The following is a 12,342-nucleotide window of genomic DNA, read 5'->3' as shown; positions in this document are numbered from 1 at the left end:
TGCGCTGTCGCGGTGCGGATTGAATTGATAAAGTCCCGGGCAAATCTCTTCTTAACGACAATAAATTTGCCGAGACTTCCCATGATCGAATCCGTCGAAGACTTCCTCGCCCGCCTGAAAAAACGCGACCCGGACCAGCCTGAATTCCATCAGGCGGTGGAAGAGGTCCTGCGCAGCCTCTGGCCGTTTCTCGAAGCCAATCCGCACTACCTGAGCTCCGGTATTCTCGAGCGGATCTGCGAGCCTGAACGCGCGGTGGTGTTTCGCGTGTCGTGGGTCGACGATCAGGGCAAGGTCCGGGTCAACCGCGGCTTCCGCATCCAGATGAACAGTGCCATCGGCCCGTACAAGGGCGGCCTGCGCTTCCATCCCTCGGTCAACATGGGCGTGCTGAAATTCCTCGCCTTCGAGCAGACCTTCAAGAACTCCCTGACCTCCCTGCCCATGGGCGGCGGCAAGGGCGGTTCGGACTTCAACCCCAAGGGCAAGAGCGACGCCGAGGTGATGCGCTTCTGCCAGGCCTTCATGAGCGAGTTGTACCGGCATATCGGTGCCGACGTTGACGTCCCGGCCGGTGACATCGGCGTGGGTGCCCGGGAAATCGGTTTCCTCTTTGGCCAGTACAAACGCCTGAGCAACCAGTTCACGTCGGTGCTGACCGGCAAGGGCATCAGCTACGGTGGCAGCCTGATCCGCCCCGAAGCCACGGGCTTTGGCTGCGTGTACTTCGCCGAGGAAATGCTCAAGCGCCGCGGTGATCGGGTCGAAGGCAAGCGCGTGGCCATCTCCGGCTCCGGCAACGTGGCCCAGTATGCGGCGCGCAAGGTCATGGACCTGGGTGGCAAGGTGATCTCCCTGTCCGATTCCGAAGGCACCCTGTATTGCGAGTCGGGCCTGAGCGAAGAGCAGTGGCTGGCGGTACTGGAACTCAAGAACGTGCAGCGTGGGCGTATCAGCGAGCTGGCGAGCCAGTTCGGCCTGGAGTTCCGCGCCGGCAAGACTCCGTGGGACCTGCCGTGCGATATCGCCTTGCCCTGCGCCACGCAGAATGAACTGGACGCCGAGGCGGCCCGTACCCTGCTGCGCAACGGCTGCACCTGTGTCGCCGAAGGTGCCAACATGCCGACCACTCTGGAGGCTGTGGATATCTTTATCGACGCGGGCATCCTCTTCGCCCCGGGCAAGGCGTCCAACGCCGGTGGCGTGGCGGTGAGTGGCCTGGAAATGTCGCAGAACGCCATGCGCCTGCTGTGGACCGCCGGTGAAGTGGACAGCAAGCTGCACAACATCATGCAGTCGATCCACCACGCTTGCGTGCACTATGGCGAAGAGAATGGCCGGATCAACTACGTGAAGGGCGCGAACATCGCCGGCTTCGTCAAGGTCGCCGATGCCATGCTGGCCCAGGGCGTGGTCTGAACCGTCTCAGGCCGGTTCGATGCAGATGATCTCGATCAACTGATTGCCCGCCGGCCTTTGCCACAGGACTTCGTCCCCCGGTTGTGCTCCCAGTAGGGCACGACCCAGGGGCGAGGCCCAGTTGATCAGCCCCTTGGCCGCATCCGCTTGATCCTCCCCCACCAATTGCACGCTTTGCTGGCGATCCTGTTCATCGGCGAAGGTCACTCGGCTGCCGATCTGCACCTTGTCGGTTGAAGTGGCCGTCGTCACCACTTGGGCGCTGTGCAGGCGCTGGGTGAAATAGCGCAGGTCGCGCTCAAGCTCGGCCATTCGCTGCTTGTCGGCGTCATCTCCCAGGTCGTTTTGCTCGCTGTGCTGGCTGTGCAGCAGGGCAACCCTGGCCTGCAATTCGGCAAGGCCCTGGGGCGTGACGTAATTGGGTTGGGCGCTGATCTGGCGCTCCACCGGCTGCTCGGTCTGGGCGGCTTGATCTTCATTGACGAAAGCGCGGCTCACAGTTTTCTCCTTGAAGGGAGGCGGGTGGACCATGGTTGCAGGCTTTTCACCTGGGCGGTTACCTGAAAGCGACCTACGGCGAACGATAGGCCCGGGCCGCATCGCGGTCCTTTTCCTGCTGCCAGGCTCGCTCGCGCTCGTCCCAGTGCCGCTCTCGATACTCGTTGCGGTCCTGGTTCTCCAACATGGCCTGGCATTGGCGGAAACCGTCGTTCCAGCCTTCGGCGTATTGCGCGTCCTTGAGATAGCGCGGTACGTCCTTGCGAAACTCTCCGCTCATGGAGCCTGCCGCCTGGCGGCCGCTCACGCAGCCGGCATCGAAGCCATCGGCAAAGGCCGGCGGATAGCCCTGCGCCAGCAGATGCTCATGGGTTGATTCACAGCCAGCGACTAGCGCCAGCAACAGCACTGCCCACCCGTACCGCCACATTTTCGTCTCCCAGGCTTCCTCTGCGTGAAGTCTAGAAGGGCGTTTGTCAGCAAGCCGTGAAAGCCGGGTGATCAACCCATTTACCTGGGGCCGCTGGCGCAGGCTGCGACAAGGTTCGCAGCACCTTCCAGGGCCCTTGAGAGCGGCCTCTGGCTGCCTTTAGTAGTGATACCACTTGAGTTCGAGCATGACCTCGTTGACCGGAGTCGCCAGTTGGCTGAACTCCCGCTGTGCGCTCAGGCGCAGGCCCAGGTTGCGCGACAGCTCCCACTGCTGGTTGAGGCTCAGGCTGCGGCGTACCTCGCCATTGGTGAAGTAGTCGCCCTTGGCCTCAAGGCTGAAGTTGCCCAGCGGGTTTTTCCACAGCAGCCCAGAGTTGAAGCCCGCTGCCGGGGCGATGAAACCGGCGAAGTCGGCGTTGTGCTCGACCCGCACCGTGCCCAGGACAAAGCCCAGGGTGTCCTCGCCCAACTGCCAGGTGCCGCCGGCCCCGCCGTTGACGTGGCTGACCAGGGTCTCGTCGTCGTGTTTGCCCGGTACTCGCTCCAGGCCGCCGGTGACCTGCCAGGACCAGGGTTGCAGCAGGTCGTTGCGTGGGGTCAGGGAACGGATGGTCGCCAGGTCCAACTGTTGCAACTGCCAGTGGTTGCCTTCGTACTGGCGCAGCTTCATCTGCAGGATCTCGATCTGCGCCCCCAGCGGGAAGCCTTCGGCGTTGTCGTTGAGGTCGTGATAGGCCATGCGCAGGCCGTACTCGGCGAAGGCCTTGTCGTCCCGGGTGCCGACTCCCAGCTGCCAGGTGCGCGACTGGTGGCCGTCTTCCGGCAGGCCGGGGCGCTGGATCTGCAGCTCCGGTGCCGGGTTCTGGTTGATTGCCCGCAGCAGTTCGAAACTGCGTTGCGAGCGCTGCGCATCTCGTTCCAGGCCGTTGGCCCGGTAGCGTTCAAGACGGTAGGCGGCATCCACGATCAAGGCCTGGCGATCCCGGGGCAGAGCCTTCAGCTCAGGGGCCTGCAATTGCTTCTGGTCAGCGCTGACCTTGAGCACCCATTGCTGTTCTTCCGGGTCCAGGGGCTGGGCGCGGCTCAGCAGCTCCCGCTCCCGGGACGGGCGATAGTCGATGCGTTCCACCAGCCCGGCGTCCTTGACTGCCTTGACCGTATCGGTAGGGATCGCCGTCAGCGGGAACTGTTCGGTCAGGCGCAGGCTGGGGCGCGCCACTTGCAGCAGTTCCAGGAGCCGGTAGGAGCAGTTTTCATCGAAGAAGAAGTAGTCGAACTTGATCTGCTTGAGTTCCCAGACATGCTCCACCATGCGTTCGGTTTCGGCCTGGGTCAGGTTCAGGCGGTATTCCCACAGGTCGCGGTTTTCCAGGCTGCGGTATTCCGAGAGCTTCTCCTGGTAGGGCACCAGAGCGAACAGCCCCGGATAGCCGCCCATCAGGCCTTTCCAGGCGTAGAGAATGCTGTTGTCCGAGCCCTCGATATAGGCCCCGAAGTTGATTGCGTAGCTGAGCAGCGCGGTGTTGTTGCTCTGTACGTCCGCCTGATCGATGCGCAGGAGGGTGTGGCCGAACATCGACGAGGGGCTGTTCAGGTAGGCCGCGGGAAAGATCATCACCGTGCTGTGGGGCGAGACATCCTTGAACCATTGCTTGAACTCGGCGCACTCCACCGCAGGCAAGTCATTCAGGCCCAGTTGCGCCTTGAGCCAGCGGGTGCGGGACGGGTAGACGCACTGGGCATGCTGGTCACCCGCATCGGCGGGGGCGTAGAGGGCGTTCAGAGTCGCGGCCAGCTCAGCGTCGGGATGATGGGCACCGTCGGCAGCGAGGAAGAATTTCGGGTCGCTGACATAACTGCGCCAGCCGCCGAGCTTGGCAGTTTCGTAGTGACCTATGGATATCCAGAAGGGGTCATTGGCCAGTTGCTGCAAACGTTGAGGGTCGATGTGAGGCGCGGCATACAGCGGGGCGCAGACACAGAGCGCCAGGTAGGCAAGGCGTTTGAGCATGTTGGGCAACTTAAGTCGGAAATACAAAGACCCAAGGTGGGCAAGGTCCGGAAAATAAAACCCGCTCCTCGCGAGGAGCGGGTGGGGCGAGCTTAAGCTGGGGTTGCGTACTTGGCCAGGCGCGCGTCGTTTTTCAACACGGCCAGGGTATTGGTGTGCACATCTTCCGCGGTCACGTCAGCCTTGCTGAAGATCTGTTGGAAGTGCTCGTGGGTAACCGCGGCAAAGTGCGCGCGATCCTCAGGGGCTACACCGAGTACCACGGCGTAGGTGGTCAGGGCTTCGCCTTGACCCTTGGCCATGTCTTCGGAGAGCTCGTTCATCATGCCGTTCATGGCGAACCAGGACTTGCCGCCATAGGTCAGCGAGGCATTGGTCGAGCAGCCGTTGGTACCGGAGGTCATGCCGAAAGTGGCGTTGCCTGAGGTGCCGTTGGTGGTGGATGCGAGGAAGTGCGCCGGAGTGCCGCGCTGGCCTTCGAACAGCATGTTGCCCCAGCCGCAATCCGGGCCGCCTGGCGCCTGGGCCATGGCGTTGAGGGATACAGCGGTGAAAAGAGTACCGAGAAGAATCCGTTTCATAGCGTTGTTCTCTTTGTGTGCATACCAATGGACAGGGAGACTGGCCCGTGTGGGCGCCAGTGGGCCGGTTATCTATCCAGCCGCGCAGTTTGGAGTTTAGGCAGGTTCCTCAGGTTCCGTAACTATTTACAAAACAATACCTGAAACAGCTGGTTTTACTTGGTGCGGGTCGTGGCCTGCGGCTTGGCTATGCTTTCCGCTGAGGCGCGCCTTGCCAGCCGGGCATACCCGGCGCCAGAATGCCGCCATCTGCCCCGCCTGATGTAAGGAAGCCCGATGCCTGATCCTGTTGCTGCCAGCCTGCGTCTTGCGCCTGAAGCGCTGACCCGTCCTTTCTCTGCTGAACAGTTCAGCTTCTCCACAACCAATGATCTGGAGCCCTTCCGCGGTGTGCTAGGCCAGGAACGTGCGGTCGAAGCCTTGCAGTTTGGCGTGGCCATGCCGCGCCCCGGCTACAACGTCTTTGTCATGGGCGAGCCGGGCACCGGCCGCTTCTCTTTCGTCAAACGCTATCTGAAGGCCGAAGGCAAGCGCCTGCAGACCCCGTCGGACTGGGTCTATGTCAACAACTTCGACGAGCCCCGGGAACCCCGGGCACTGGAGCTGCCAGCGGGGGCCGCGGGCAGTTTCATCAGCGACATCAACGGCCTGATCGATAACCTGCTGGCCACCTTTCCGGCGGTCTTCGAGCACCCTTCGTACCAGCAGAAGAAGAGCGCCATCGATCGCGCCTTCAACCAGCGCTATGACCGCGCCCTGGATGTGATCGAGCGCCTGGCCCTGGAAAAGGACGTGGCGCTGTACCGCGACAGCAGCAACATCGCCTTTACCCCGATGTTCGAAGGCAAGGCCCTGGACGAGGCTGAGTTTGCCCAGTTGCCCGAGGCCGATCGCGAACGCTTCCACGAGGACATTTCCGCCCTGGAGGAGCGCCTCAACGAAGAACTGGCGAGCCTGCCGCAATGGAAGCGCGAGTCGAGCAACCAGTTGCGCCAGCTCAATGAAGAAACCATCACCCTGGCCCTGCAGCCCTTGCTCGCGCCGCTGTCCGAGAAGTACGCGGAAAACGCCGCGGTCTGCGGTTACCTGCAGGCCATGCAGGTCTATCTGTTGAAGACCGTGGTCGAACAACTGGTGGACGACAGCAAGACCGACGCCGTGGCGCGCAAGCTGCTGGAAGAACAGTACTGCCCGAGCCTGGTGGTCGGTCACCCGGCCAGCGGTGGCGCCCCGGTGGTATTCGAGCCCCATCCGACCTACGACAACCTGTTCGGGCGCATCGAGTACAGCACCGACCAGGGGGCGCTCTACACCACCTACCGGCAGTTGCGCCCTGGCGCCTTGCACCGGGCCAATGGCGGTTTCCTGATTCTGGAAGCCGAGAAGATGCTCAGCGAACCCTTTGTCTGGGACGCGCTCAAGCGCGCCCTGCAATCGCGCAAGCTGAAGATGGAGTCGCCACTGGGCGAGATGGGCCGCCTGGCCACTGTGACCCTGACGCCGCAGGTGATTCCGCTGCAGGTCAAGGTCATCATCATTGGCGCCCGCCAGTTGTATTACACGCTGCAGGACCTGGATCCGGACTTCCAGGAGATGTTCCGGGTACTGGTGGATTTCGACGAAGACATTCCGATGGTGGACGAAAGCCTGGAGCAGTTCGCCCAGTTGCTGAAAACCCGCACCTCGGAAGAGGGCATGGCGCCACTGACCGCCGACGCCGTGGCGCGGCTGGCCACCTACAGTGCGCGCCTGGCGGAGCATCAGGGACGCTTGTCGGCGCGTATCGGTGATCTGTTCCAATTGGTCAGCGAAGCCGATTTCATCCGGCACCTGGCTTCGGATGAAATGACCGACGCCGGGCATATCGAGCGCGCGCTGAAGGCCAAGGCCACGCGTACCGGGCGGGTGTCGGCGCGGATTCTCGACGACATGCTGGCGGGCATCATCCTCATCGACACCGATGGTGCCGCGGTAGGCAAGTGCAACGGCCTGACGGTGCTGGAGGTCGGGGACTCGGCCTTTGGCGTGCCGGCGCGGATCTCGGCCACGGTCTACCCCGGCGGCAGCGGTATCGTCGACATCGAGCGCGAGGTCAATCTCGGCCAGCCGATCCACTCCAAGGGGGTGATGATCCTCACGGGTTACCTGGGCAGCCGTTACGCCCAGGAGTTCCCCCTGGCGATTTCCGCGAGCATCGCCCTGGAGCAGTCCTATGGCTATGTGGACGGTGACAGTGCTTCGCTGGGCGAGGCCTGCACGCTGATTTCGGCGCTCTCCAAAACCCCGCTCAAGCAGTGCTTCGCCATTACCGGCTCGATCAACCAGTTTGGTGAGGTGCAGGCGGTCGGCGGGGTCAACGAGAAGATCGAGGGCTTCTTCCGTCTGTGCGAGGCCCGTGGCCTGACCGGGGAGCAGGGGGCGATCATTCCCCAGGCCAACGTCGCCACACTGATGCTCGACGAGAAGGTCTTGCAGGCGGTGCGAGCCGGGCAGTTCCATGTGTATGCGGTGCGCCAGGCCGATGAGGCCCTGAGCCTCCTGGTGGGCGAGCCGGCTGGCGAGCCGGATGCCGAAGGGCAGTTCCCCGAGGGCAGCGTCAATGCGCGTGTGGTGGAGCGGCTGCGGGTGATTGCCGAGATGATCAGCGAAGACGACCTGAAGGAGGCCGAGAAGGAACAGGCCCAGGAGGCGTTGGCCGATACCAAGCCGGCGTGATGCTGTTCGATGGCGAGGGGAGTATTCCCTCGCCATCGGCGCCAGGCCGCTGACGCCAATTTTTCAAAATAGACCATTCGGCGCCTGTTGGATCGGTCAACTTTGTTTATCAGGCTTTTCTTCTATTCTCAGGGCAAGGAGAACGACAGTCGTCGCTGGATCGAAACAGCCTTGCGTTGAAGGCTGAATAGTGGATCTACCGAGGGTCGCCGCCATGTCGCGCAACCTTTGCCTTACTCGCCAATGCCTTGGCCTGGTTACCCGTATCGAATGCATTGTTCGCCCTTTGGCGGGGGACAACGGTATGTGGACCCTTCTCTTCGCCGCCGGAATGGCCGGTGAACAACCCTCGGCGATCAAGTCCCAGGGGCCGTTCTGCGGACCTGTGGTGGCCGAATCGATCCTCGATTCGATCGTTGAAAGCCTGACTACCCACGGTTACCAACTGGCCGACGATCCGCAGATATGGTGCCTGCATCTGCAGGCCCAACTGCGGCAGATCAACGGTGAGCGGGGGCGTCACGCCGGGGATTTCCAGTTCCATCCCGAACATTGATGGCTAGGGTGGTGTCGGCTCGGCTTTGTCGAGTTTGACCTCGAAGCCGTATTCGACGGCATTGAGTTCGCTGCGCTCGTAGCTTTCCAGTTGGCTGGGCTGGCCGTAGAAGTAATGCACGTCGAACAGCGCGGGCCCGTTGTTCGAGGCGCCGTGGCTGACGGCAAGGATCTCCTTCAGGTACTGGCCACTGTCGTCCTTGGCATAGAAGCGCCAGGCATCCCCGGGAAAGAGCTTCTGGTCGACTATCAGGGCATTGCCCTTGAGCTCCAGGCCCTTGGGCAGTTGCTGGGCACTGATGGTCTTTTTCTCGATGTTGGCGAGAAACAGCGGGATAGAGCCGACGGCATAGGCCGGGGTTTCCGGGAACAGGTTCAGGTCGTAGGTGATGACGCCACGCATGGGGTCGATTTCAAAGGCCTCGTCCGGCAGTTCGATCGGTTCGCCACGCTGGCCCTTGTCGTCCTGAGTGAAGAAGGTCAGCGGGGTGTCGCCGGCATTGAACTCCGAGCCCAGCAGTTCGTCGTTGAAGGTCCGCGGATGGCTGAACTCAATGCGTGCCGCACTGGCATCTTCCACCGATTGGCTGATGGTCACGGACTTTTTCAATGAATCCTCATCAAGCTCCGCGCCCTTGAGGTAGCTGGCGGCCTGATCGTCATAGACCACCACCGGCATCGGCAGTGGCTGGATGTTCTTGTCGGTGGTGAGCCGATCGAAGCGGTGTACCGGCAGGTCGAGGTCCTTGCGGGTCACGCTGGCCTGAGCGAAGTCGAGTACGGCGACCTCCAGCTTGTCGATCTGGCCGTTGAAATACACCTTGGCGTAATGCTGGGTGTGCTGCTGGTCGAAGGCTTTCTGCTCATCCTCCAGTTGCTTCTCGAAGGCCTCGCTCCAGCTCTTCTGCTTCTGCATCTCGGCCAGTTGCCGGCGATAAAAGGCGACCTGCTGGGCGCTCTCATTGATCGAGCCCGACCGAGAGAGGATTTGCCCGCTGCTGTCCCGAGCCTGCGCCAGCAAGGGGTTGAGGGAGGCGTCGTCGGCTTCCTCAGGCAGGGCGGCGTTATTGCTCAGTTCGATCTCGGCGACATTCTTTTCCAGCGCCAGCAAGGTCAGGCTGATGTTGCCGTCCTGGCGTGGCTTGCCGATGTCGGCCCGGGTCAGTTCGAAGGTCAGGGTGCGGCCGGGAGCTATCACTTCCAGCTTGCCCTGCAGCGAGACCGGCTGCGGCTGGTTCTTGTTGTCCACTTCCAGGCCCTCGATGAAGGGATAGGTCACGGTCAGGTCATCCGGGTTGGTCAGGTTGGAACTGGACGGGCTGAGTTGAATCCCCGGGTCGGTTTCCGACCATTCGGGCTGAAAGGGGATGACCTTCTTGTTGCTCAGGGTGACGGACTGCCACTCCAGGCCATGGGGAAAAGGGAACTGCGCGGGCATGTTGAAGCTGAAGGGGAACACCGGCTGCAGGTCGGTCAGGTAGTCCGAGCTGGAGGGCTTGCGCAGCACGAACAGGCCATTGACGTAGGTGTCCACCAGCGCTTGGGCCGTGGGGTAGTGCTTGAGCAGGGCCAGGCTGTCGTCACCGTATTCGGTTTCGATCGGCTTGCTGTCGAGCTTGATCTGTGCACGCTCCAGCAGCAGCAGTGAGCCGCCGAGGTCGGCGATGGCGTCCTTGAGCTTGGGGTCCTGGATGGCGTCCAGGGATTTTTCAAACTGTGCGGTCCTCTCTTCGAGGCTGGCCTGCTTCTTTTCGTCGCTGGGTGAACAGCCGCCGCTGATCAGCAGCGCCAGACCAAGGCCGAAGCTGGCCAAAGGCAATCGCAAATCCATTTTCCAGTCTTCCTGTCCAGTGTCGGTGGGCGGTGGCAATGGCTTCGACACTAGCAGAAAAAACGCTCGGAAAAACCCGTGGGTCAGGGGATTGTCTGTGGTTTATGGGCTTTTGGCGCGCTGATATACTCGCCGCCGTTTTTACACCGGGTACGAGATTCAATGGAACGTTTTATCGAAAATGCAATGTATGCCTCACGCTGGCTGCTGGCGCCGATCTACTTCGGATTGTCCCTGGGCCTGCTGGCACTGGCATTGAAGTTTTTCCAGGAAGTCTTCCACGTTATTCCCAATGTGTTCTCCATGGCCGAGTCCGACCTGATCCTGGTGCTCCTGTCGCTGATCGACATGGCGCTGGTGGGTGGCCTGCTGGTGATGGTGATGATTTCCGGCTACGAAAATTTCGTGTCGCAGCTGGACATCGATGAGGACAAGGAAAAGCTCAGCTGGCTGGGCAAGATGGATTCTTCGTCGCTGAAGATGAAAGTGGCGGCGTCCATCGTCGCGATCTCCTCGATCCACCTGCTGCGGGTGTTCATGGACGCCAAGAACACCCCCACCGAGTACCTGCTGTGGTACGTGGTGATCCACATGACCTTCGTGATCTCGGCATTTGCCATGGGGTACCTGGACAAGCTGACCAAGCACTGACCGCCCCCTGCCCACCGGACACTTGCCGCCCGGCCGTTGCGAAACGGACGGGCGGCGTTGTTTGTGGCTTGTGCTTTTTCCGGGCGGGGCATATGCCTGTAGGGGTCATGGCTTTCAATTGCACGAGGTGCGCTCATGAACCTGCAGGAAATGAATGCCTACGCCATTGCCGGAAAAGTCGATGAGTTGAACCTGATTTCGCTGGAAGGCGGAATCTACCTGCTTGAGGCGCGCATGCACGGGGCTGCATACCCGTTGAGCGATGCCCATGGGCAGATGTTTCATCTGCGTTCGGTGGAGCATGCCCGTGAAGTGCTGCAGTCGTTTCCCAAGCTGCCGTTCAACCTGATCCACACCTCGGTGCATGACGAGATGTGCGGGTTGTCTGCCAGCGCCGAGGAAAGCCTCAAGGTGCCAATCACCCTGCACTCCGGCTGGTAGCGCCGGGGTTGCGCTGATTGTCGCCGGACTTCTGTGCTAGTCTGCTCGCCCTTTTGGTTCCGGGCGCTCCGGAAGGTGCTGTGTTTCCACGGCCTTTCCCGAGCCGTCCGCACAGCGGAGCAGTGTCATGTCCGAAGTAAATCTGTCCACCGACGAAACCCGCGTCAGCTACGGCATCGGCCGTCAGCTGGGCGACCAACTGCGTGACAACCCGCCACCGGGCGTGAGCCTGGATGCAATCCTGGCCGGTCTGACCGACGCTTTCGCCGGTAAGCCAAGCCGTGTGGGTCAGGAAGAAATGTCTGCCAGCTTCAAAGTCATCCGCGAAATCATGCAGGCTGAAGCCGCTGCCAAGGCTGAAGCGGCTGCCGGTGCCGGTCTGGCATTCCTGGCGGAAAACGCCAAGCGTGAAGGCATCACCACCCTGGCTTCCGGCCTGCAGTTCGAAGTGCTGACCCAGGGCGAAGGCGCCAAGCCATCCCGTGAAGACAGCGTTCGCACTCACTACCACGGCACCCTGATCGACGGCACTGTGTTCGACAGCTCCTACGAGCGCGGCCAGCCTGCCGAATTCCCGGTTGGCGGCGTGATCGCGGGCTGGACCGAAGCGCTGCAACTGATGAACGCCGGTAGCAAATGGCGTCTGTACGTGCCGAGCGAACTGGCTTACGGTGCACAAGGCGTGGGCAGCATCCCGCCGCACAGCGTCCTGGTGTTCGACGTCGAGCTGCTGGACGTTCTGTAACCCCTGTAGGAGCCAGCTTGCTGGCGATGAAGGCTGCGCACTCGCGGTCTGCTCATCGCCGGCAAGCTTGCCCCTTGATCGGCTTAGGTTTCATAGACGGATTTTTGCGCCCAGGCTTTGACCATCGGTACCGGTCGGCCGCAAGGCTCTGGCGTAGCAGAACAAAAACAGGTTGCGCACCAATTCCTTGAGTACCAGCGGTTCGCTGGAGCTCAGGCCGTTCAGGTCCAGATCTCCCTGGTCCTGCAGCTCGTTCAGGGCTTCCTCTTCCAGTACCGCACAGACTTCCCCGGTTTCCCGATGCAGGATTCGCAGGTAAGGGTGTGGGCGGTCCAGCCAGGCATCAATCAAATAAGTCATGGTCGTCATCTCCTTGAATGGGGTTCAATGAGAATAATTCTTATTCAGTGAATAGCAAGTGCCTATTGGCGGTTTCTGCTTTTTTCTGTGCAGAAATTGTTTT

The 12,342-nt window shown here is 61.5% G+C and carries 12 protein-coding genes; 6 read left to right on the top strand and 6 right to left on the bottom strand.

What is annotated here, in order from left to right; all coding sequences use genetic code 11:
- Window positions 1–81 precede the first annotated feature (81 nt).
- On the top strand, window positions 82–1,419 hold the full coding sequence (gdhA, locus tag A9971_RS30390) for an NADP-specific glutamate dehydrogenase (RefSeq protein WP_041119950.1): 1,338 nt from the start codon (window positions 82–84) through the stop codon (window positions 1,417–1,419).
- A 6-nt stretch (window positions 1,420–1,425) separates the two neighbouring features.
- Here the strand turns inward: gdhA and A9971_RS30385 are convergent, their stop codons facing one another.
- The 4 genes from A9971_RS30385 to A9971_RS30370 form a co-directional block, all read right to left on the bottom strand.
- A complete protein-coding gene (locus A9971_RS30385) occupies window positions 1,426–1,917 on the bottom strand; it encodes a GreA/GreB family elongation factor (protein WP_183001042.1) in 492 nt (163 codons plus the stop codon).
- Between the two features lie 73 nt (window positions 1,918–1,990).
- Window positions 1,991–2,347: a hypothetical protein gene (locus A9971_RS30380; RefSeq protein WP_041119948.1), complete on the bottom strand. Its 357-nt coding sequence runs from the start codon at window positions 2,345–2,347 to the stop codon at window positions 1,991–1,993.
- A gap of 159 nt (window positions 2,348–2,506) precedes the next feature.
- The gene (locus A9971_RS30375) at window positions 2,507–4,360 is read right to left on the bottom strand and encodes a DUF4105 domain-containing protein (RefSeq protein WP_026020072.1); all 1,854 of its coding nucleotides are present in this window, start codon (window positions 4,358–4,360) and stop codon (window positions 2,507–2,509) included.
- A 92-nt stretch (window positions 4,361–4,452) separates the two neighbouring features.
- Window positions 4,453–4,941, bottom strand: coding sequence for a DUF3015 domain-containing protein (locus A9971_RS30370; protein ID WP_011063564.1), 489 nt, complete (start codon window positions 4,939–4,941; stop codon window positions 4,453–4,455).
- 276 nt (window positions 4,942–5,217) lie between these two features.
- Here A9971_RS30370 and A9971_RS30365 point away from each other — a divergent pair, with 276 nt between their 5' ends.
- Window positions 5,218–7,656 (top strand): Lon protease family protein, encoded by a 2,439-nt coding sequence (locus A9971_RS30365; RefSeq protein ID WP_015637098.1) that lies wholly within the window; start codon window positions 5,218–5,220, stop codon window positions 7,654–7,656.
- Window positions 7,657–7,870: 214 nt separating this feature from the next.
- The gene (locus A9971_RS30360) at window positions 7,871–8,212 is read left to right on the top strand and encodes a hypothetical protein (protein WP_015637097.1); all 342 of its coding nucleotides are present in this window, start codon (window positions 7,871–7,873) and stop codon (window positions 8,210–8,212) included.
- Between the two features lie 3 nt (window positions 8,213–8,215).
- On the opposite strand, the gene A9971_RS30355 is transcribed toward A9971_RS30360, so the two are convergent.
- Window positions 8,216–10,042 (bottom strand): hypothetical protein, encoded by a 1,827-nt coding sequence (locus tag A9971_RS30355; protein ID WP_183001041.1) that lies wholly within the window; start codon window positions 10,040–10,042, stop codon window positions 8,216–8,218.
- Window positions 10,043–10,204: 162 nt separating this feature from the next.
- On the opposite strand from A9971_RS30355, the gene A9971_RS30350 reads away from it, so the two are divergent.
- The 3 genes from A9971_RS30350 to A9971_RS30340 all read left to right on the top strand — a co-directional run bounded on the left by A9971_RS30350 (window position 10,205) and on the right by A9971_RS30340 (window position 11,879).
- Window positions 10,205–10,693: a TIGR00645 family protein gene (locus tag A9971_RS30350; RefSeq protein WP_015637095.1), complete on the top strand. Its 489-nt coding sequence runs from the start codon at window positions 10,205–10,207 to the stop codon at window positions 10,691–10,693.
- 135 nt (window positions 10,694–10,828) lie between these two features.
- Window positions 10,829–11,134, top strand: a complete 306-nt coding sequence (locus tag A9971_RS30345) for a DUF6482 family protein (RefSeq protein ID WP_011063559.1) — start codon at window positions 10,829–10,831, stop codon at window positions 11,132–11,134.
- A 127-nt stretch (window positions 11,135–11,261) separates the two neighbouring features.
- Entirely contained in the window at window positions 11,262–11,879 is a 618-nt protein-coding gene (locus tag A9971_RS30340) for an FKBP-type peptidyl-prolyl cis-trans isomerase (RefSeq protein WP_007924751.1), read from the top strand.
- 90 nt (window positions 11,880–11,969) lie between these two features.
- On the opposite strand, the gene A9971_RS30335 is transcribed toward A9971_RS30340, so the two are convergent.
- The gene (locus A9971_RS30335) at window positions 11,970–12,239 is read right to left on the bottom strand and encodes a hypothetical protein (protein WP_011063558.1); all 270 of its coding nucleotides are present in this window, start codon (window positions 12,237–12,239) and stop codon (window positions 11,970–11,972) included.
- Window positions 12,240–12,342: the final 103 nt, after the last annotated feature.

Source organism: Pseudomonas sp. UME65 (genome assembly GCF_014170225.1).
Lineage (GTDB): Bacteria > Pseudomonadota > Gammaproteobacteria > Pseudomonadales > Pseudomonadaceae > Aquipseudomonas > Aquipseudomonas protegens.
This window is presented reverse-complemented; position numbering and strand designations above follow the sequence as displayed.

Excerpts from the sequence above, each read along its gene's own strand:
- A9971_RS30340 (WP_007924751.1), top strand. The coding sequence starts at position 11,262 with ATGTCCGAAGTAAATCTGTCCACCGACGAAACCCGCGTCAGCTACGGC.
- A9971_RS30380 (WP_041119948.1), bottom strand. The coding sequence starts at position 2,347 with ATGTGGCGGTACGGGTGGGCAGTGCTGTTGCTGGCGCTAGTCGCTGGC.
- A9971_RS30375 (WP_026020072.1), bottom strand. The coding sequence starts at position 4,360 with ATGCTCAAACGCCTTGCCTACCTGGCGCTCTGTGTCTGCGCCCCGCTG.
- A9971_RS30350 (WP_015637095.1), top strand. The coding sequence starts at position 10,205 with ATGGAACGTTTTATCGAAAATGCAATGTATGCCTCACGCTGGCTGCTG.
- A9971_RS30345 (WP_011063559.1), top strand. The coding sequence starts at position 10,829 with ATGAACCTGCAGGAAATGAATGCCTACGCCATTGCCGGAAAAGTCGAT.
- A9971_RS30360 (WP_015637097.1), top strand. The coding sequence starts at position 7,871 with ATGTCGCGCAACCTTTGCCTTACTCGCCAATGCCTTGGCCTGGTTACC.
- A9971_RS30335 (WP_011063558.1), bottom strand. The coding sequence starts at position 12,239 with ATGACTTATTTGATTGATGCCTGGCTGGACCGCCCACACCCTTACCTG.
- gdhA (WP_041119950.1), top strand. The coding sequence starts at position 82 with ATGATCGAATCCGTCGAAGACTTCCTCGCCCGCCTGAAAAAACGCGAC.
- A9971_RS30355 (WP_183001041.1), bottom strand. The coding sequence starts at position 10,042 with ATGGATTTGCGATTGCCTTTGGCCAGCTTCGGCCTTGGTCTGGCGCTG.
- A9971_RS30365 (WP_015637098.1), top strand. The coding sequence starts at position 5,218 with ATGCCTGATCCTGTTGCTGCCAGCCTGCGTCTTGCGCCTGAAGCGCTG.
- A9971_RS30370 (WP_011063564.1), bottom strand. The coding sequence starts at position 4,941 with ATGAAACGGATTCTTCTCGGTACTCTTTTCACCGCTGTATCCCTCAAC.